20 protein-coding genes are annotated in these 17,557 nt (G+C 71.3%); 9 read left to right on the forward strand and 11 right to left on the reverse strand.

Translation table 11 applies throughout. The annotated features are described in order from the left end of the window. Positions 1 to 654 (forward strand): FMN-dependent NADH-azoreductase, encoded by a 654-nt coding sequence (locus tag AKH00_RS12800; RefSeq protein ID WP_050723146.1) that lies wholly within the window; start codon positions 1 to 3, stop codon positions 652 to 654. Positions 655 to 772: 118 nt separating this feature from the next. On the opposite strand, the gene AKH00_RS12805 is transcribed toward AKH00_RS12800, so the two are convergent. Beyond that, positions 773 to 2,005, reverse strand: coding sequence for an Nramp family divalent metal transporter (locus AKH00_RS12805; protein WP_050723366.1), 1,233 nt, complete (start codon positions 2,003 to 2,005; stop codon positions 773 to 775). Positions 2,006 to 2,159: 154 nt separating this feature from the next. Continuing rightward, positions 2,160 to 3,095 (reverse strand): dihydrodipicolinate synthase family protein, encoded by a 936-nt coding sequence (locus tag AKH00_RS12810; RefSeq protein ID WP_200903858.1) that lies wholly within the window; start codon positions 3,093 to 3,095, stop codon positions 2,160 to 2,162. 151 nt (positions 3,096 to 3,246) lie between these two features. Here AKH00_RS12810 and AKH00_RS12815 point away from each other — a divergent pair, with 151 nt between their 5' ends. Then, positions 3,247 to 4,254 carry a LacI family DNA-binding transcriptional regulator gene (locus AKH00_RS12815; protein ID WP_050723148.1) on the forward strand — a complete coding sequence of 336 codons (1,008 nt, stop codon included), beginning with the start codon at positions 3,247 to 3,249 and terminating at the stop codon, positions 4,252 to 4,254. 63 nt (positions 4,255 to 4,317) lie between these two features. Here the strand turns inward: AKH00_RS12815 and AKH00_RS12820 are convergent, their stop codons facing one another. Both AKH00_RS12820 and AKH00_RS12825 read right to left on the reverse strand, forming a co-directional pair. After that, a complete protein-coding gene (locus tag AKH00_RS12820; protein WP_050723149.1) occupies positions 4,318 to 5,400 on the reverse strand; it encodes a sensor histidine kinase in 1,083 nt (360 codons plus the stop codon). Positions 5,401 to 5,410: 10 nt separating this feature from the next. Next, positions 5,411 to 6,118 carry a response regulator transcription factor gene (locus AKH00_RS12825; RefSeq protein ID WP_050723150.1) on the reverse strand — a complete coding sequence of 236 codons (708 nt, stop codon included), beginning with the start codon at positions 6,116 to 6,118 and terminating at the stop codon, positions 5,411 to 5,413. A 103-nt stretch (positions 6,119 to 6,221) separates the two neighbouring features. On the opposite strand from AKH00_RS12825, the gene AKH00_RS12830 reads away from it, so the two are divergent. The 6 genes from AKH00_RS12830 to AKH00_RS12855 all read left to right on the forward strand — a co-directional run bounded on the left by AKH00_RS12830 (position 6,222) and on the right by AKH00_RS12855 (position 10,623). After that, the gene (locus AKH00_RS12830) at positions 6,222 to 6,824 is read left to right on the forward strand and encodes a M15 family metallopeptidase (RefSeq protein WP_050723151.1); all 603 of its coding nucleotides are present in this window, start codon (positions 6,222 to 6,224) and stop codon (positions 6,822 to 6,824) included. Beyond that, entirely contained in the window at positions 6,821 to 8,068 is a 1,248-nt protein-coding gene (gene alr, locus AKH00_RS12835) for an alanine racemase (protein WP_082297612.1), read from the forward strand. The genes AKH00_RS12830 and alr overlap by 4 nt, the downstream gene beginning before the upstream one ends. Continuing rightward, entirely contained in the window at positions 8,065 to 9,021 is a 957-nt protein-coding gene (locus AKH00_RS12840; RefSeq protein ID WP_082297636.1) for a D-alanine--D-alanine ligase family protein, read from the forward strand. The genes alr and AKH00_RS12840 overlap by 4 nt, the downstream gene beginning before the upstream one ends. Beyond that, a complete protein-coding gene (locus AKH00_RS12845; RefSeq protein ID WP_050723153.1) occupies positions 9,018 to 10,073 on the forward strand; it encodes an acyltransferase family protein in 1,056 nt (351 codons plus the stop codon). Before AKH00_RS12840 ends, AKH00_RS12845 begins: the two co-directional genes overlap by 4 nt. Continuing rightward, positions 10,073 to 10,354, forward strand: coding sequence for an ArsR/SmtB family transcription factor (locus tag AKH00_RS12850; RefSeq protein WP_050723367.1), 282 nt, complete (start codon positions 10,073 to 10,075; stop codon positions 10,352 to 10,354). Before AKH00_RS12845 ends, AKH00_RS12850 begins: the two co-directional genes overlap by 1 nt. Before the next feature lie 113 nt (positions 10,355 to 10,467). Further along, complete coding sequence (locus AKH00_RS12855; protein ID WP_050723154.1) at positions 10,468 to 10,623, forward strand: hypothetical protein; 156 nt, start codon at positions 10,468 to 10,470, stop codon at positions 10,621 to 10,623. Between the two features lie 84 nt (positions 10,624 to 10,707). On the opposite strand, the gene AKH00_RS12860 is transcribed toward AKH00_RS12855, so the two are convergent. The 7 genes from AKH00_RS12860 to AKH00_RS12885 form a co-directional block, all read right to left on the reverse strand. Then, positions 10,708 to 10,926: a hypothetical protein gene (locus AKH00_RS12860; RefSeq protein WP_152926190.1), complete on the reverse strand. Its 219-nt coding sequence runs from the start codon at positions 10,924 to 10,926 to the stop codon at positions 10,708 to 10,710. Between the two features lie 159 nt (positions 10,927 to 11,085). Next, positions 11,086 to 11,415, reverse strand: a complete 330-nt coding sequence (locus AKH00_RS18500; RefSeq protein WP_082297613.1) for a CPBP family intramembrane glutamic endopeptidase — start codon at positions 11,413 to 11,415, stop codon at positions 11,086 to 11,088. A 72-nt stretch (positions 11,416 to 11,487) separates the two neighbouring features. Beyond that, positions 11,488 to 12,507, reverse strand: a complete 1,020-nt coding sequence (locus AKH00_RS12865) for an ABC transporter substrate-binding protein (RefSeq protein ID WP_050723156.1) — start codon at positions 12,505 to 12,507, stop codon at positions 11,488 to 11,490. Next, on the reverse strand, positions 12,504 to 13,328 hold the full coding sequence (locus tag AKH00_RS12870) for an ABC transporter ATP-binding protein (protein WP_050723157.1): 825 nt from the start codon (positions 13,326 to 13,328) through the stop codon (positions 12,504 to 12,506). The genes AKH00_RS12865 and AKH00_RS12870 overlap by 4 nt, the downstream gene beginning before the upstream one ends. Next, positions 13,325 to 14,434: a FecCD family ABC transporter permease gene (locus AKH00_RS12875; RefSeq protein ID WP_082297614.1), complete on the reverse strand. Its 1,110-nt coding sequence runs from the start codon at positions 14,432 to 14,434 to the stop codon at positions 13,325 to 13,327. Before AKH00_RS12875 ends, AKH00_RS12870 begins: the two co-directional genes overlap by 4 nt. Continuing rightward, the gene (locus tag AKH00_RS12880) at positions 14,431 to 16,137 is read right to left on the reverse strand and encodes a prolyl oligopeptidase family serine peptidase (RefSeq protein WP_050723159.1); all 1,707 of its coding nucleotides are present in this window, start codon (positions 16,135 to 16,137) and stop codon (positions 14,431 to 14,433) included. The genes AKH00_RS12875 and AKH00_RS12880 overlap by 4 nt, the downstream gene beginning before the upstream one ends. Next, positions 16,134 to 17,342 (reverse strand): hypothetical protein, encoded by a 1,209-nt coding sequence (locus AKH00_RS12885; protein WP_050723160.1) that lies wholly within the window; start codon positions 17,340 to 17,342, stop codon positions 16,134 to 16,136. Before AKH00_RS12885 ends, AKH00_RS12880 begins: the two co-directional genes overlap by 4 nt. Positions 17,343 to 17,455: 113 nt before the next feature. On the opposite strand from AKH00_RS12885, the gene amiA reads away from it, so the two are divergent. Continuing rightward, a complete protein-coding gene (gene amiA, locus AKH00_RS18405; RefSeq protein ID WP_268768111.1) occupies positions 17,456 to 17,554 on the forward strand; it encodes a streptamidine family RiPP in 99 nt (32 codons plus the stop codon). Positions 17,555 to 17,557 lie beyond the last annotated feature (3 nt).

Consider the following 17,557-nt stretch of genomic DNA (forward strand, 5'->3'; position numbering starts at 1 on the left):
ATGTCCCTGTTCCGCCTGGATGCCAGCATCCTCCCCGCGTCGTCCGCCAGCCGATCGCTCGCCGACCTCGTCGAGGCCGAGTGGACGGCATCCCACCCCGACTCCGCCGTGACCCGCCGCGACCTCGCCGCCGACCCCGTGCCCGCGACCGCCTGGGCGGATGCCGTGACCGGAGGCTTCGTCGAGGAGGCGCAGCGCACCCCGGCGCAGGTCGAGGCCCGCGCCCTCGCCACGACGTTCGCCGACGAGCTCATCGCCGCCGACGCCCTGCTGTTCGCGGTGCCGCTGTACAACTACGGCGTCTCGCAGCACTTCAAGACCTGGTTCGACCTGGCCTACACCGACCCGCGCATCGACCCGCAGGGCACGGCGCTGCGCGGCAAGCCCGCGACGCTGGTCACGGTGCTCGGCGGCAACTACGCCCCCGGAACTCCCAAGGAGGGCTGGGACCACTCCACCGGATGGCTGCGCCGCGTGCTCGAAGACGTCTGGGGCCTCGACCTGCGCGTCGTGCAGCGTCCGTTCACGCTCGTCGGCGTGAACCCGGCACTCGACGCCTTCGCCGACACGGCTCGCGAGCTCAAGGAGAACGCGGAGTCCGACGCCGTCGCCTTTGGCCGCGAGCTCGCGGCACGTCGGGGCGAGGTCGCCTGACCCTCAGGCCGTCCGACGGCGACTTCTGCGGCCGAACGCGACTTCTGCGGCCTCGATAGGGGATCGAGGCCGCAGAAGTTCGTCATGGCCGCAGAAGTCGGCCGGGTGAAGCCCCTGCCTAGCCGATGAGGGTCAGGAACAGCCGGATCGACAGGGCGAGCACCGCCGCCAGGCCGATGACGCCGGCCGCGTTCTGCCACCAGGTGTTGCGCATGTCGCCCATGAGCTTCACGCGGTTCGCCATGACGATGATCAGCGCGGCGAGCACCGGGGCGACGAACACCGTCAGCGCCTGGGCGACGACGATCAGCTGCACCGGGGACTGCTGGAACGTCACGGTCACGACGACCCCGAAGACGAGGATGCTGGCGCTCACGAGCTTCGCGGTGAGCGAGCTCGACGACGCGCCACGGCCGAGTCCGTCCGACAGCATGGTTCCGCCGGCGGTCGCGTTCGCGATCATCGACGAGAACGCCGCGCCGAAGAATCCGAGCGCGAAGATCGTCGAGCCCACGGGACCGGCGAGCGGTTCGAAGATCCCCGCGAGCGCCACGATCGTCGGTGCGGTCTCTCCGGTCTTGCCCAGGACGGAGGCCGCGACCACGATGACCAGCGCGGTCATGATGCCGGGCGCGACGATGCCGGGGACGGTATCGACGATCGTGACGTCACGGTAGTCGGCCTCGGTCCGCCCGCGCTCCTTCGTGCCGTACGCCGTGTAGAAGGCCGCGTTGATCGAGAAGTTCGTGCCGACGAGGGCGACGATCAGCAGCCATGCGCCGCCGGGGAAGGTCGGGAGGAGTCCGACGCCCGCTGCTGCCCAGTCCGGGTTCGAGATGAACGCCGAGGCGACGAACGCGATCGCCATGAGGGCGACGATCACGACGAGCACCTTCTCCACGACGCGGTAGACGTTGCGGAGGAGAAGGAGGGCGGCGACCGCGGCGGTGCAGATGACGGTCCACATGATCGGGCTGCCGCCGAAGAGCATGGAGAGCCCGAGGCCGGAGCCGACGGCGTTGCCGACCGAGAAGCACAGCGTGATGAGGAAGACGCCGATGCCCGCGAGCACACCGACCCAGCCGCCGAGGTGCTCCTTGATGGAGGAGATCAGCGAGGTGGGCGACTTGATGCCGAGGCGGACGGCCATGTCGGTGAGGAAGATCATCAGGATCGTCGATACCACGATCACCCAGATGAGGGCGTACTGGTAGCCGCTGCCGGCCTGGACGGCGGTGGTCAGGTTGCCCGGCCCGAACTGCCAGGCGCCCGCGACGAACGCCGGACCGATGAGGGCCAGGTGCTGCCAGAACGGGCGCCGTTGCTTGCGTGAGGTGACGATGTTCTTCATCGTCTCAGTGGAGACCCGTCCGTAGCCAGTGCCCGGCGTGGTGGCGGAGTGACGCGTTGTCGTGCGTTCGTTCATGATCGTGTCCTTCGAGTCGTCGTTGACTGCTGGGAGGTGGTGGGCGAGGCGGTCTTCGGCGACCGCCCCGCCCTGGTCGTCACGCCGAGACGGTGACCTTGCCGAGCCCGGCCAGCGCGAAGGCGGCGGCGATCTCGGCATCCGCGCCCTCCGGAAGAGGGAGGAGCGGCGTGCGGACGGTGGCGTGATCGAGGATGCCGCGCTGCACGAGTCCCCACTTCAACGCCACGGTTCCCTCCATGTGCGAGCCGCGGTGGTACACGTTCTGCGTGACCGGGAGCAGGCGCTCGTGGATGGCGTGGGCGGCTTCGTAATCGCGCGCCTTGCCGGCGGCGATGAGCTCGACGAGAGGCTCGGGTGCGACGTTGCCGTAGCCGACCAGGAGGCCGTCGACGTCGAACATCGTCGGAAGCAGGTACTCGTCGTGGCAGGAGAGGATCTGCAGCTCGGGGTAGGCGGCGCGGAGCGCGGGGATCTCGGTGTACCAGCGACGCATGTTGCGGACGCCGTTCTTCGTGGCGAACACGCCCTCCTGGCCGGCGATCTCGAGCTGCGTGTCGAGGTCGTAGGTCGCCTTGGTGTTGTCGGGGTACTGGAAGAGGATGAGCGGCAGACCCGACTCCTCGTAGATCTCCCGGTAACGCGACTGCGGGGCGCCCTGCTGGTATCCGAAGCGCAGCCACCCGTGCGACGGGTAGACGAGACCGGCCGCCGCGCCCGCGTCGACCGCGGCCTTGGCTTCGAGAGCGGCGGTCTTGTTGCCCTCCTTGGTGATGCCGGCGATCACGGGGACGCGGCCGTCGGTCGAGGCGACGAAGGCGCGGATGACGTCGAGCTGCTCCTCCTCGGTGAGGAACGTGCCCTCACCGGCGTGGCCGAGCACGACGAGGCTCTTGACACCGTCGATCGAGCCGAGCCAGGAGCCGAGGCGCTGGATAGCGTCGTAGTCGACGTCGCCGGCCTCGGTGAAGGGGGTGACGGGGGCGGGGTTGAGGCCGCGGAGGTCGAGAGTCATGATCGGTCCTTTCCTTGGAGCTTCTTCGCTGGTTTCTCGTCATCGAGATTGTGGGAACGTTTGCGGGAACGTTTGCAGGAACGATTGCAAGTATGATCGGGGATGCGCGGGTTGTCAACACCCCGATCAGGATTCCATCGAGGAGGATGCCGTGGACGAGGAGCAGGAACGACACGTCGTCACGCTGAAGGACGTCGCGGCGGCATCCGGTGTGAGCATCTCCACGGTCAGCCGCGTGCTCGACGACCGGACCCCGCCGTCGCGCTCCTCCACCGCCGAGAAGGTGCGCCGGGTCGCCGACGAGCTCGGCTACCGGCGCAACATGTTCGCCTCCGGGCTGCGGCGCGGCGCGACCGGAACCATCGGGGTGCTCGTGCCGCGGCTCACCGACCACGTCATGGCGCTGATGTTCGAGGCGATCGAGCGCACTGCCCGCGCCCGGGGCTCGTTCGCCGTGGTCGCGACCTGCGGCGACGACCCCGCCGAGGAGCGGCGCGCGACCGAGACGCTGCTCGACCGGAACGTCGATGGCCTCGTGCTCGCGACGGCTCGGCTCGACGACACGCTGCCGGCTTCCCTGCGCGAGCGCGGGGTGCCTCACGTCCTCGTGCTGCGCACCGACGGCGTGAGTCCCTCGGCGTTGGGCGACGACGAGGCCGGCGGCTACTTCGCCGCTCGACACCTCGTCGACCTCGGGCACCGCGAGATCGCCGTCGTCACCGGGCCGTGGTTCACCTCCAGCGCCCGCGACCGTCTGGCCGGGGCCCGACGAGCCTTCGCCGAGGGCGGTGTCGAACTCCCTGATGCGAGGGTGATCTCGACCGGCTACGGCATCGAGTCCGGGCACCTCGCCGGACGCTCGCTGCTCGAGGACGCGGCATCGCGTCCGACTGCGATCTTCGCCGCGAACGACAACCTCGCGATCGGGGTGGTCGCCGCGGCATCAGCCGCCGGGCTGACCGTGGGGCGCGACGTCTCGGTCGTCGGATACAACGACATCCCGCTCGCTGGGATGCTTCCCGTTCCCCTGACGTCGGTGCGAACGGCCTTCGACCAGATCGCCGCCAGCGCGCTGGACCTGCTCGGCGGACCGGGGCCCATCACGCGTGCCCTGCCGACCCTCATCCCGAGGGCGTCGACCGCGGCGCTCGCGCGCTGACGGCTGCGGCGCTCCGGCCCGGTATCCAGGAAGTCCGCGCGCGGTTGTCGCGACAGGCCGATGTCAGCCGACGGGTGCCGGGTACGGATGCGGCAGCCACACCGTCACGTTCAGGCCGCCGCCCTGCTGCGGGGTGAGCACGAGGGACCCGTCGTGGGCCTGTGCGATGCGCTGGACGATAGCGAGGCCGAGGCCGACGCCCGCGTGATCGTCGTCGCGGGTGCGCTCGGCGCCGCGCTGGAAGGGCTCGGCAAGCGTCGCGACGCGGTGAGGGGCCATGAGCTCGCCCGTGTTCTCGACGACGAGCGCCACCGCCTCGGGAAGCACGTGCGTCCGCACTACCACGGTGCCGTCCGCCGGGAGGTTGTGCACGATCGCGTTGTGCACGAGGTTCGTGATCAGCTGCTGCACGAGCGCCGGGTTGCCGAACACGTGCGCGGTGTCGCCGCCGACGTCAATCGTCACGCCGCGGCGGTCGGCGAGCGGTAGCAGCGTCTCGACCGATTCCTCGGCCAGCAGCGACAGCTCCACGGGCTCGCGCGTGAACACCCGGCGCTCGGCGCGGCTCAGCAGCAGCAGGGCCTCGGTGAGCTCGATCGCCCGAGTGTTGACGTCCCGCAGCCGGTCGATCAGAGCATCGACATCGCGGTCGGGGTCGCTGCGCGCCACCTCGAGCATGGTCTGCGAGATCGCGAGCGGCGTGCGCAGCTCGTGCGAGGCGTTCGCGGCGAATCGCTGCTGCTCCGCCACGTGGGCCTCGAGCTGCTCGAGCATCGCGTCGAATACGTCGGCCAGGTCGCGGAACTCGTCGCGCGGCCCCTCCAGGTCGACCCGGTGCGACAGCGACCCCTGCGCCGCGAGCTGCGCCGCGCGTCCGATGCGGCCGAGCGGCGCCAGCATCCGTCCGGCCAGCAGCCAGCCCCCGCCGATGCCGATCGCGAGCAGCACCATCATCACGATCACGGCGGCGGGGATGAATGCACGGATGAGGTCGGAGCGGTTCGGCACGAACTGGTCGATCGTCGTCACGATGTTCACATCCGGCACGTACCGCAGCAGCCACAACGCGACCGCGGCGAGCAGCAGCACGCCGGACACGACCACGACCCCGGCGTAGCTGAGCGTGAGCTTCCAGCGGGCGCTCATGCCGCGCCTTCTACGCCTCGGCGACGGCATCCGTCCGCACCTCCGCATCCGTCTGTGCCTCTGCGCCGATCCGATACCCGACGCCGGGAACGGTGACGATGACCCCCGGCTCTCCCAGGCGCTTGCGCAGCGACGAGACCGTGATGCGCACGGCGTTCGTGAACGGGTCGGCGTTCTCGTCCCAGGCGCGCTCCAGCAGCTCCTCGGCGCTCACGACCCCTCCCGCCGCGTCGACGAGCACCTCCAGCACCGCGAACTGCTTGCGGGTGAGGGCGACGTAGCGACCGTCGCGGAAGACCTCGCGGCGGAACGGGTCGAGCCGAAGCCCGGCGATCTCCAGCACGGGCGGGCGGGCCCGCTGGCGGCGCCGGTCGAGGGCGCGCAGCCGCAGCACGAGCTCACGCAGCTCGAACGGCTTGGTGAGGTAGTCGTCGGCGCCGATCTCGAACCCCGACGCCTTGTCGTCGAGGCGGTCGGCCGCCGTGAGCATGAGGATCGGGATGCCGCTGCCGGAGGCCACGATCGAGCGGGCGACGTCGTCGCCGGAGGGGCCGGGGATGTCGCGGTCGAGTACCGCGAGGTCGTAGGCGTTGACGCTCAGCAGTTCGAGCGCGGTGTCGCCGTCGCCCGCGATGTCGGCGGCGATCGCCTCGAGGCGCAGTCCGTCGCGCACGGCCTCGGCGAGGTACGGCTCGTCCTCGACGATCAGCACGCGCACGACAGGGCTCCCATGTGCTCAGAGCTTACGCACCCCGGCATATCGCGAGCGTATGCAAAAGCGCATACGACCTCGCAACACGCTCCCGCGTTGGCTGGGACCCATGAACGCATCCCTCGCCGCCCGACGGCGCCGACTCATCGCCACGATCGGCGGCGTGCTGCTCGCGGCCGCCGTCGCCGGGTCGATCGCCGTGATCGGCCAGCAGTCCCTCGCCTCCGCCTCCACCGCCGTGTCGTCGGGGCCGGTCACCGAGGCCGACGGGCTGATCCGCCACGAGGGGGACGTCTCGGTGTTCGACGACGTCCCCGCCGTCTCGAACCTCGACTCCGACCTCCTCGAGGCCGTGCGGGCCGCCGCGACGGCCGCCGAGGAGGACGGCGTGCGCATGCACGTCAACAGCGGATGGCGGTCGGCCGCGTACCAGGAGCAGCTGCGCCGGGATGCCGTCGCGCAGTACGGCTCCGAGGAGGAGGCCGCGCGCTGGGTGGCGACGCCGGAGAACTCCGAGCACGTGTCGGGCGACGCGATCGACCTCGGCGGCCTCCCGGCGCAGGACTGGCTCGCGCGTCACGGAGCCCAGTTCGGCCTGTGTCAGATCTACGCGAACGAGCGGTGGCACTTCGAGCTGCGGCCCGCGGCGGTCGCGAACGGCTGCCCGCTCATGTACGACGACCCCACGACCGACCCGAGGACGCAGCGATGACCACTCTGCCCGCCACGACCATCGGATCAGAGGCCGCTCAGCGCCTCACGCTCTCCCGCATGCACGCGCCGACCCTGCACACTCTGCCCGCAGCGATCGCGGCGAACACGGCGAGGGTGCGGGCAGCGACCACCGCACGCGTCATGGCCGTCGTGAAGGCCGACGGCTATGGGCACGGCGCCGTCACGGTCGCCCGCGCGGCCGTGGCCGCCGGCGCGGAATGGCTCGGGGTGACGGATGCCGCGGACGGCGCCGCTCTCCGTGCCGCCGGGCTCGAGGTCCCGATCCTCGCCTGGCTGAACCCCGCAGGCGTCGATGCGGCGCAGGCCGCGGCCGACCGCATCGACGTCGCGGTCGGGTCGATCGACGAGCTGCGCCAGCTCGCGGCGGATGCCGCGGGTGCGACCTCCCCGCTGCGCGTCCACCTGCACGTGGATACCGGGATGGCGCGCGGCGGCGTCCCGCTCGAGGACTGGGCCGAGCTGCTCCGCACCGCCCGCGCCGGGCGCGATCGCATCGAGATCGTCGGCGTCATGGGACACCTGCCCCGAGCTGACGACGCCGACCCCGCAGCGAACGCCCCGGCGGTGCTGCGCATGCGCCACGCGCGCGACGCCGTGCTGAGGGCGGGCTTCGGCCCGGTGCTCGTGCATCTCGCCGCGACATCCGGTGCGCTCACCGACCCCTCGACGCACTTCGATCTCGTGCGGGTAGGTGCGGGGCTCGTCGGCATCGACCCCTCCGAGACCGTGGAGCTGCACGGAGCGTCGCGGCTCACGGCATCCGTGGTGCACGCGAGCGTCGTGCCGGCGGGGACGGCGGTCGGCTACGGCGGCACGTTCGTGACGCCGCGGGAGACGCACCTCGCGGTGATCGGGGTGGGCTATGCCGACGGCATCCCCCGCGAACTCGCTCAGGGAGCGGGCGTCGCGATCGACGGTGTGCGCTGCCCGGTCGTGGGGCGTGTCTCGATGGACCAGATCGTCGTCGACACGGGTGACCGGTGCGTGCCGCGTGGCACGGAGGCCGTCGTGTTCGGCCCGGACGGCGGCGCGGTGCCGAGCATCCGGGACTGGGCGCGGTGGGCGGACAGCATCCCGCACACGATCGTCACAGGGATCGGCGCGCGCGTGCAGCGCAGGATCGCAGGAGATCGCATGATCCGAAGGGCGGATGCTGCTGTCGAGTCCTTCGGAACGGCAGATCTCCTTCGCAACGCGTGCGGGCCGAGGGGGAACGCGTGAGGGTGCTCGTGATCGGAGGGGGACAGAACGCCGAGCACGAGGTGTCTCTCGCCTCCGCCGCTGCGGTAGCCGGGGCGCTACGGGCCGGCGGGCATGACGTGAGCGAGGCGACCATCTCCACGGAGGGTGTGTGGCGGGTTCCCGGACAACCGGATGCCGCCACGGTGGTCGCCTCGCTCACGGCCGTGCTGCCGTTGCTCGGCGAGGTCGACGTCGTGTTCCCCGCGGTGCACGGCCCGCTCGGCGAGGACGGCGCTCTCGCCGCGGTGTGCGCGCTCGCGGGCGTGCGGGTCGTCGGCTCGGGGCCGCGCGCGGGCGCGATCGGCATGGACAAGTGGGCGACCAAGCTCGTCGCACGGGCCGCGGGGATCCGCATCGCGAGTGGGCGTGTGGTGGACGCGGCGGCCATCGGGGATGCCGAGTTCGACGGACCGGTCGTCGTGAAGCCCGTGTCGGCGGGGTCGAGCTACGGGGTCGGTCTCGTGCGCTCGGAGGACGAGCTCGCCGCCGCGCTGCGGGAGGCGGCGCGGTTCGACCACCGGATCCTCGTGGAGGAGGTCGTGCGGGGGCGCGAGATCGACGTCGCGGTGATCCGCGAGGCGGGCGGTGTGCGGTGGGCGGCTCCGCCACTCGAGATCGAGACCGTCGGGCTGTTCGACACCGCGACGAAGTACGACGGGAGCGCGCGGTTCACGGTTCCGGCCGCGCTCACGCCCGTCGAGCACTCGACCCTCACCCGCGCCGCATTGACCATGTTCGACGCTCTCGGCTGCGCGGGCGTCGCGCGGATGGACTTCTTCCTCACCGGCGACGGCCCGATCCTGAACGAGGTCAACACCATGCCGGGCCTGACCGCGGCCTCGCAGGTGCCGCGCATGTTCGCCGCCGCAGGGGTCTCGTACGTCGACCTTGTCGACCGCCTCGTGCGCGCGGCCGAGGTCCCGGGGCGGTGAATACGCGCGTCGGATGGCCCGATGTCGCCAAGGGACTGTGCATCATCCTTGTCGTGCTGTGGCATGTGGTCACGAAGCACGCGATCGATGTGCCGGGGGCCGGTCCCGTCACAGACGCCTGGGCGACACTGAACGCCCAGCTGCTCCCGCTGCGGATGCCGCTGTTCTTCCTGATCTCGGGGATGTTCGCCGGCCGCGCGGTCCTCGCCCCGGACGGGACGTCGTGGCGGCGGCGCGCCGGCCGGCTGCTCTCGGTGTACGTGATCTGGGTGCTCATCCAGACCGCCGTGCTCGCTCTCGCCCCGGACTTCGACACCGCCAGGGCCACCGACGGCTGGGAGCTGCTCGCCCAGCTCACGATCAGCCCCACGAACCTCTGGTATCTGCTCGCGCTCGCCGCGTACCTCGGCATCGCGCGGCTCACGCGCGAGCTGCCCACGGCGTTCGTGCTGCCCGTCGCGTTCGCCGTGGCATCCTTCGCGGCCGCCGGTCTCCTGCCCGACCTCGGCAACCTCTGGCAGGTCGTGCAGAACCTGATCTTCTTCCTCGCCGGGCTCCGGCTGCGGGATCCGGTCGTGCGGTTCGCGGCATCCACCGGCATGCTGCGCGCTCTCGCGCTCGCCGCGGCGTTCGCGGGCGCGACGGCAGTGGTCGGCGTGCTCGGCATGCGGGCGTGGCCCGGCGTGTGGCCGGTGCTCGCGGGGGTGGCGGTCGCGTGCGGCGTGGCGGTGTGCGCGCTGATCGACCGACACGCGCCGGTGCTCGCGCGGCCGTTGCGATGGATCGGGCAGCGCACCCTCCCGATCTACGTGCTGCACATGATCCCGCTCGCGCTGATCGACCAGGCGCTGAGGGCGTCGGGATGGCGGGCGATCCCGGTGGTCGAGGCGATCGCGCCGGTCGTGCTCACGGCGGTCGTGATCGCGCTGTGCCTGGCTCTGCATGCGGCGCTGATACGGGCGCGGCTCGGGGTGCTGTTCGATCCGCTGGTGCTGTGGGACCGTCTGTGGCGAGGGCGCCGCGACGTATTGCCGTCTGCTTATATGGGGTGATGCACGACGATCTACGAGCCGCCGCCGAGCTCTTCAAGGCGCTCTCCTCGGAGTCGCGTCTCTCGCTCCTGCGCATCCTCGCCGCCGGGCCGCTCACGGTCACCCGCATCGCGGAGGAAAGCGGTCTCTCGCAGCCTCTCGTCTCCCAGCATCTGCGGACGCTCCGCGCGGCGGGGCTCGTGTCGGTCGAGAGATCAGGGCGCGAGGCGCACTATTCGGTGACGGACCAGCACGTCACCCACATCGTCGAGGATGCCGTGAAGCACGCCTCTGAGACGTGATGAGAACCGCTCGCAATTGCGAAGATATATTGCAATGCGTTTATACGTGTGATGCACTCGAAGGGTCGTGACGACGGGGATCTCCCGTCGTCGATCCAGAGAAGGAGATCATCATGAGCACTGCCGAGGTCCACGCCGAGCACACCGTCGCCGAGCACGAGCACGGCACCTCCTGCGGACATGAGGCCGTGGCACACGACGACCACGTCGACTACGTGCACGACGGCCACAAGCACGCCCTGCACGACGGTCACTACGACGAGCACTGAGCCGATCCCGCTGCCGATGAAGGGCTGGTCGTATCGACCGGCCGCCCTTCGTCGCGTCCCAGCGGTCGGTCGTGCCGTCGTGCGTCAGACCGTTGCTCGGTGCACGATGGTCGCGTCGTCGTCGAGTCCGGTGATCGCGACGCGGTCTCCGCGAATCTGATACCCGATGAAGCCGACCACCCCACCTGCCGTCGAGCCGTACAGCTCGGTCGCGCCACCATTGACGATCGCGTCGACGACGGCGACGATCTCGTCGACGTCGTCGTCATCGTCGTACACCTCGCCATGCACGAGCCTGCTCACGAAGATACGGACTGTGTCGTCGCCCACCTCGAACGTGAGCGTCCGAGATTCTGTGGGTCCGGTAAGAATGAAATGACGCGGTCCGTCCACTTCGATGATCTGACCCGGGTATCGGGCTTCGAGGGCAGTGGCTAACGTTCCCGTGTGCATGCGGCCTTCCTAACTCAAGAGCATTCCGAGGAGGACGATGTCCGCGACGATGTGAGCTCCTATCGTAGGCACGATGCTCCCATTGCTTCTGCGGACTATCCAGTGGGCGGTCAGGGCGAACGCAGCCGTGAGCACGACGCCGCTGAGGCCGTATGGCATCGAGTTGAGGTGTGCAAGCCCGAAGCCGACGCTCAGCAGGAACGTTCGGCCGCCGATAAGCCGTGGCAGGAGAAGTCTCCACAGGACTTCTTCATACGCCGAGTTGAGCTCCGTGAGGCTGTAGAAGGCGGCGCCTAAGGGTGTTCGGCGCGAGCAGTTGCGTTGAACGCCAGGGGGCAATTCCGAGCAGTCAGAGTTGTAAGAAGAGCTGCCGGACTCCCCAGGGGGGGGGGGGAGCCCGGCAGCGTCGTCTCAGTCGAAGGAGGCGTCGGGGTAGAGCGCCTCGGCGATCTGCCGCACGACCGAGACGTTCCCGAGCGTGCCCGGGAACATGTCGGAGCTCGACACCGCGATCAGCCGACCGTCGCGCACGGCCGGCATATCGGGGAACGTCGTGGTCAGGTACGCGCGCACGGCCTCCTCGTGAGCCGGGTCGGTGACCGCGAACACGAGGGCGTCCGGCGCCTCGGCGGCCAGCGACTCGGGGGTGATCTCGGCGGCGAAGAAGTCCGCGAACTGCGGGTCCTCGGGCGTGAAGACCGTGTCCGCCCCCGCGTGGCGGAGGATGTCGTACTCGACGCCGGCGCCGATCGCGCTGAGCGTGGTGCCGTCCACGTAGATCTGCGCGACCCGGGGCTTCTCGCGGCCCTCGATCGCCGTCTCCACCGCCGCGAGCTGCGCCTTCGAGTCGTCGATCAGCGCCGAGGCCTCGTCCTGCACGTCGAAGATCTCGCCCAGGTTCTCCAGGTCGACGAACAGGTCGTCCACCGTGCCCTCCATGCGCCGCGTGAAGCATCCGCCCGTCGCCGTGTACGCCGTGACGCCCGCCTCGGCGAGCTGCTCGATGCTCGCGAAGCCCTGCTCCGCCGTGAACTCGTAGGTCGTGGGCGAGTAGACGAAGTCGGGCTGCACCGCGAGCAGATCCTCCCGGCTCGGGGGGGTCTCCCCGCCGATCACCGGCACGTCGGCCGCGAGGCCGGCGACGTCCGCCGGGAGTTCCTGGACGGTCGCCTGGGCCTGCCCCACGAGGCTGTCGGCGAGTCCGAGGCGCAGCAGCAGCTCGGTCTGCGACGGGTGCAGGCCGACGGCCGCGGTCGGGACCTCGGGGATCGTGACGGTGGCGCCGCAGTTCTCGATCGAGAGTGCATCGCCCGCGGGGGCGGTCGTCCCGGCGGGCGCGACGGCGGAGCCGCAGGCGGTGAGCGCGAGCGCGCCGAGGCCGCCGGTGACCGCCATGATCAGGCGGGTGGGTCGGAAGGGATGCTGTGTCATTCGTCTCTCCTTGTGTGGGTGTGGGTGTGGGTGTCGGGCGGGGATGATCCGCGGTGCGGACGGGGGTGGAAGGCCATGACGCGCGCGCCGGTGTCGACCTCGGTCGCGATGCGTGCCGTGACGCGGAACACGTCGTCGACGAGGCCGGGGGTGAGCACGTCGTCGGGTCTGCCGACGGCGACCAGGCGCCCCTGGTCGAGAACCGCGACCTCGTCGCAGAACGCCGCCGCGATGTTGAGGTCGTGCAGCGCGGCGATCACGGTCGTGCCGAGGCCGCTGACCACGCGCATGAGGTCGAGCTGGTGCGCGATGTCGAGGTGGTTGGTCGGCTCGTCGAGCACGAGGATCGACCCCTGCTGTGCGAGGGCGCGCGCGAGCATGACTCGCTGCCGCTGCCCACCCGAGAGGCGGCGCACCAGCCGGTCCTCCAGGTCGAGCACGTCGGCGGTGCGCAGGGCGTCGGTGACGATCCGGTGGTCCTCGGCCGTATCGCGGCTGAACGGAGGGCGGTGCGGGGAGCGTCCCACCATCACCGTCTCGCGCACCGTGAGGTCGAACTCCGACGGGGAGTCCTGCAGCATGACCGCGACCATGCGGGCGAGGGCGCGCGGCGCAAGGGTCGCGACGTCGACTCCGTCGATCGACACCCGACCCTCGTGCGGACGGCGGCCAGTGAACAGGGTGCGCAGCAGCGTCGACTTGCCGCTGCCGTTAGGGCCAAGCAGGCCGAGGATGCGTCCGGCCCCGACCGCGAGATCGACGTCGTGCAGCACCCGGCGTCCGCCGAGCTCGACGCTCACGGATTCGAACGACACGGTCATCGGTCGAACCCCGCCCGCTCGCCACCGCGGCGCATGAGCCACAGGAAGAAGGGAGCCCCCACGAAGGCCGTGAGGATGCCGAGCGGGATCTCGGTCGGCGCGGCGACGGTGCGGGCCAGCAGGTCGGCGACCATCAGGAACAGCGCGCCTCCGAGCACGGCCACCGGCAGCATCCGGCGATGATCCGAACCCACGAGCAGCCGCGCGACGTGCGGCACGACGAGTCCCACGAACCCGATCCCTCCGCTCACCGCGACGATCACACCGGTGAGCAGCGAGGCCACCACGAGCAGGGTCGCCCGCACCCTGGTGGTGCGCACGCCGACCGCGACCGCCGACTCGTCGCCCGCGAGCAGGGCGTTCATCGAGCGCGACATCCCGGCCGCCGCGACGAGCGCGATCACGAGGGCGATCGCGGGCAGCGCGAGCGACGACATGGTGGCCGCGGACACGCTGCCGAGGAGGAAGAACATCACGCTCACGACGTTCTGCGCATCGGTCGTCAGCGTGAGGTAGCTCGTCACGGCGCTCAGCAGCGACCCCAGGGCGACTCCGGCGAGGATCATGCGCGTGGGTGACAGCTCGCCGCGGTTGCGGGCCAGCAGCGCCACGAGCACGCACGAGCCGACGGCGCCCGCGAAGGCCGCGCCGCTCATCGTGAGACCGAGGAACGCGGCCCCTCCCGAGACGATCACGAGGACCGCGCCGACGCTCGCGCCGGACGACACCCCCAGGATGTACGGCTCGGCGAGCGGATTGCGCACCACCGCCTGCATCATCGCGCCGGCCAGGGCGAGACCCGCGCCCGCGAGACCCGCGAGAAGCGCCCGCGGCAGCCGGAACTGCCAGACGGCCTGATCCTGCAGCGGGGTGAGCGAGCCGTCCGTCATCCACGGCATGCCGGGCACGAGGTGCCCGATCACGATCCTCGCGGCGTCGAGCGGCGGGACGGGCACGGGGCCGATCGCTCCGGACAGCACGACCGTCACCACGATCAGCACGGCGCTGACGGTCACGGTCGCGCCGAGCGGCAGCATCCGTCGGCCGCGTCGTGCCGGGCGCGCGCTCGTCTGCGGACGCGTCTCGCGTCGTGCTGTCGAGGTCATCGTGCGCCACCGCCCGTCACGTCGGCGGCGAAGTCCAGCACCGTGAGGCCCAGCTCGTGCAGGTCGGTGAGGGCGTTCGCGCCGTGGCCGGCCGAGGGGGCGGTCCACAGACGTGCGGAGGCGCCCACCCGCTGCAGGGCCTCGACGGTGCGGCGCGTGTCCACGGCGCGCACGCGGGAGTCCCGGCCCAGCGTGATCCCCAGGAAGGCGGGGAGCCCGACGGCATCCGTGCGGTCCTCGGCGAGGGCGAGCGGGGAGAGGCGGCGGAGGCGCTCGCGGGCCTCGAGGGTACCGTCGTCGCCGAACTCCGACAGCCAGCGAGCCCCGAGCGGATGGTCGGCGAGCGACAGGAGGTCAAGAGGTGCAGCCGTCGTGACGACGCCCGCGCACAGACCCGGATGCTGCAGCGCGCAGCTCGCGGCGATCACGCCGCCCAGCGACGCGCCCACGAGCACGAGCAGGTCGGGAAGGGTGATCCCCCGGTCGACGAGGTCGCGGGCGATGTCGGCGAGATCGTCGACCGCCTGCTGCTTGCGGGTGCCGCTCCCGGCCGTGCGCCAGCCGTCGCCGCGCTCGCCTCCGCCGCGGATCTGAGCCGTCGCGTAGGAGCCGCCATGGGCGACCCAGGCGGGGACGGTGGGTTCGAACACGGGGAGGTGCGGCACACCGAAGCCCCCGTAGCAGGCGAGCAGCAGCGGCCTCGGACCCGTGGCGTCCACCGGTGACGTGACGTGCACCGTGAGGGTCTCGCCGTCCCGCGCCGTCGGATCGATGCGCGTCGTCACGCCCAGCGTTGCTCCAACCGCGGCGTCGCTCGCGACCGCGGCCTGCGTCTCTGTCACGATCCGCGGTGGCGTGAGCGGTCCCTCGACCGCGAGGTGCAGGATGCCGTCGTCGGTGCTCACCCCGGTGACGGTCGCCTCGCCGACGGCGGTGAACTCGAGGGGGTGGGCGTCGTCGGCGTCGACGCGCACGACGATGGATCGTCCGTCCCGCACGCCGAGCGCGACGATGCGGTCGTCGGCGGCGACGGCGACGTCGGTGATCCGCAGTGTCGCGTCGCGGTGCGTCCACCGCACCGCGCCGGAGAGGTCGAGTGCGTCGAGGCCGTCGACGTGCCACGCCAGCACACCGTCGCGCAGGGGAAGGGCGCGGTGCAGCGCCGGCCACCGCCCGAGCAGGGTCCCGGTGGCGCGGTCGCGCAGGGTCGTGCCGTCGCCGCGTGTGGTCTGCGCGAGGAGGCCGCGGGATCCCCCGGGGAACAGGCGCGTGCGCAGGGCGGGCGCGAGGGGAGAAGCCGTCCACGCACCGGAGTCGACGTCGAGGGCGACCAGCATCCCGTCACGACTCGCGACGACCTCCAGCGAGCGGGAGTCCTCGCCCCACAGCACCTCGTCGTAGCGCAGGCGGATGCCGGGATGCAGGCGCAGGGCGCCGGACGTGACCTCGACGATGCCGAGCACGGCGTCCTCGCCCGCGTCCTCTGCCCACTCGATCGCGATGCGACGCCCGTCCGGGGCGGGGCTCATCCGATGGACATGCGCGTCGGGGGCGAGCACGACGCGGCCGTCGACGTGTCGGATCGCGGGCAGCGGAGCGTCGGCCGCGCGGTCGAGCACGAATCCGCGATCGGGCAGCCCCGGCCGACTGTGCCGCTCATGCAGAGTGAGCGCCTGATCGAGCGAGGTGCGGAGCGCGCTCATCGGCCCACCGGATCGGTGAACTCGCCGCCGCGCCCCGCCCACAGCAGGTGGCCGCCCTCGTCCAGCGGGTCGGGCATGGCGATCGTCGTGATGCGATCGTCGCCGTCGATCAGGCGGACCGCGCCGTCGCCGCCGGCCGTCACGGCGACGGTCCCCGTGTGCGGATCGATCGCGACCGCGCGGCGTTGGGCGGGACGTCCGTCGACCGCATCCCACGGCATCCTGCCCGGCTGCGGCGGAGCGCCGAGCGGGGGCAGCGGCACCGTGCGGAGGACCCGCCCGGCGTCCCGGTCGATCTCGACGAGCACGTCGCCGTCGGGGTGGATGACGGCAGCCGCGGCCCTGCCCTCGGCGAGCGCGAACCGGAAGGCGAGTCCGGGTGGGAGGGGCACGGTGCGGGACGCGCCGGCGTGCAGGTCGATCTCGGCGAACACGTTGGTCCATTCGGTCCAGCGCGAGGGATCGGCGGGACCTCCGCGGAGCACACCCGTCGCATGTCCGGTGTCTCCGGCGCGGCGTAGGTAGTAGGCGCGTCCTTCCGCCGGCCAGGGGATCGCGCCGAGCGCCCGTGGCACGCCGTCGTCGACCGCGAACGTCTCCAGCCCGCGTCCGGTGGCGACGCCGACGACGCCGGTCGCGTGGTCGACGATATCGCCGTGACCGTCGTCCGCGACGTCTGAGCACAGGGAGCCGTGCAGCACCGGCACGTGCGCGCCGAGGGCGAGCGCGTCCGCCAGGGGGATCGCCTCGATCGCGCCGGGATCGCGGTGCCGCAGCACGATCATCGGTCGTCCGGTCACGCGGTCGGGCACGATCAGGACACCGGGTTCCCCGGCGCGGGTCCGGAACCGCACCGAGGTGTTCCGGGCGAGGTCCACGACGGTCACGACGTCGTTCCAGGCCTCCTCGTTCGCGCCGAGGCCGGGGGTGACGACCACGTGCCGGCCGTCCGGGGACGCCGCGAGGTGCTCCGCGGGGATCGCGATCGGGATGCGGCGGACACCGTCGGGGCCGCCGACGACGAGGGCTCCGCCGCGGTCGTCCGCGAACGCCCAGGAGTCGTTACCGGCGGGCGGGAGTCGCAGGAAGCCGGCGTGCTCGGCGAGCCAGGCGTCGGGGACGACGACACGCCGGGAGGAGGCATCGAGCGAGAAGAGGGTCCCGGCCCGGTGATCGGCGACGAGGAGGGGGTTTACGGAGGGCATGCCGACGATCCTAGTAGATATTGAGAATCATTCTCATCTAGAGTCGGGAGTGTTCACACCGTGAACCCCGCCCGCACCCCAGCGAGGCGGACCACAGAGAGAAGGAGAAGGAAATGGACAAGCAGATCCTGTCCGAGATCGAAGAGACCGAGCAGCTGGCGCACCTGTCGGCGACCCACTCGAACGCACTCGTCGAGAACCCCTTCGAGTGACAC

The sequence above is a fragment of the Microbacterium sp. GCS4 genome (genome assembly GCF_001262495.1).
Taxonomy (GTDB): Bacteria; Actinomycetota; Actinomycetes; order Actinomycetales; family Microbacteriaceae; genus Microbacterium.

Coding starts and splice junctions, on each gene's coding strand:
- AKH00_RS12800 (WP_050723146.1), top strand. CDS start 1: ATGTCCCTGTTCCGCCTGGATGCCAGCATCCTCCCCGCGTCGTCCGCC.
- AKH00_RS12805 (WP_050723366.1), bottom strand. CDS start 2,005: ATGAAGAACATCGTCACCTCACGCAAGCAACGGCGCCCGTTCTGGCAG.
- AKH00_RS12810 (WP_200903858.1), bottom strand. CDS start 3,095: ATGACTCTCGACCTCCGCGGCCTCAACCCCGCCCCCGTCACCCCCTTC.
- AKH00_RS12820 (WP_050723149.1), bottom strand. CDS start 5,400: ATGAGCGCCCGCTGGAAGCTCACGCTCAGCTACGCCGGGGTCGTGGTC.
- AKH00_RS12830 (WP_050723151.1), top strand. CDS start 6,222: ATGAACGCATCCCTCGCCGCCCGACGGCGCCGACTCATCGCCACGATC.
- alr (WP_082297612.1), top strand. CDS start 6,821: ATGACCACTCTGCCCGCCACGACCATCGGATCAGAGGCCGCTCAGCGC.
- AKH00_RS12850 (WP_050723367.1), top strand. CDS start 10,073: ATGCACGACGATCTACGAGCCGCCGCCGAGCTCTTCAAGGCGCTCTCC.
- AKH00_RS12855 (WP_050723154.1), top strand. CDS start 10,468: ATGAGCACTGCCGAGGTCCACGCCGAGCACACCGTCGCCGAGCACGAG.
- AKH00_RS12865 (WP_050723156.1), bottom strand. CDS start 12,507: ATGACACAGCATCCCTTCCGACCCACCCGCCTGATCATGGCGGTCACC.
- AKH00_RS12870 (WP_050723157.1), bottom strand. CDS start 13,328: ATGACCGTGTCGTTCGAATCCGTGAGCGTCGAGCTCGGCGGACGCCGG.
- AKH00_RS12875 (WP_082297614.1), bottom strand. CDS start 14,434: ATGACCTCGACAGCACGACGCGAGACGCGTCCGCAGACGAGCGCGCGC.
- AKH00_RS12880 (WP_050723159.1), bottom strand. CDS start 16,137: ATGAGCGCGCTCCGCACCTCGCTCGATCAGGCGCTCACTCTGCATGAG.
- AKH00_RS12885 (WP_050723160.1), bottom strand. CDS start 17,342: ATGCCCTCCGTAAACCCCCTCCTCGTCGCCGATCACCGGGCCGGGACC.
- amiA (WP_268768111.1), top strand. CDS start 17,456: ATGGACAAGCAGATCCTGTCCGAGATCGAAGAGACCGAGCAGCTGGCG.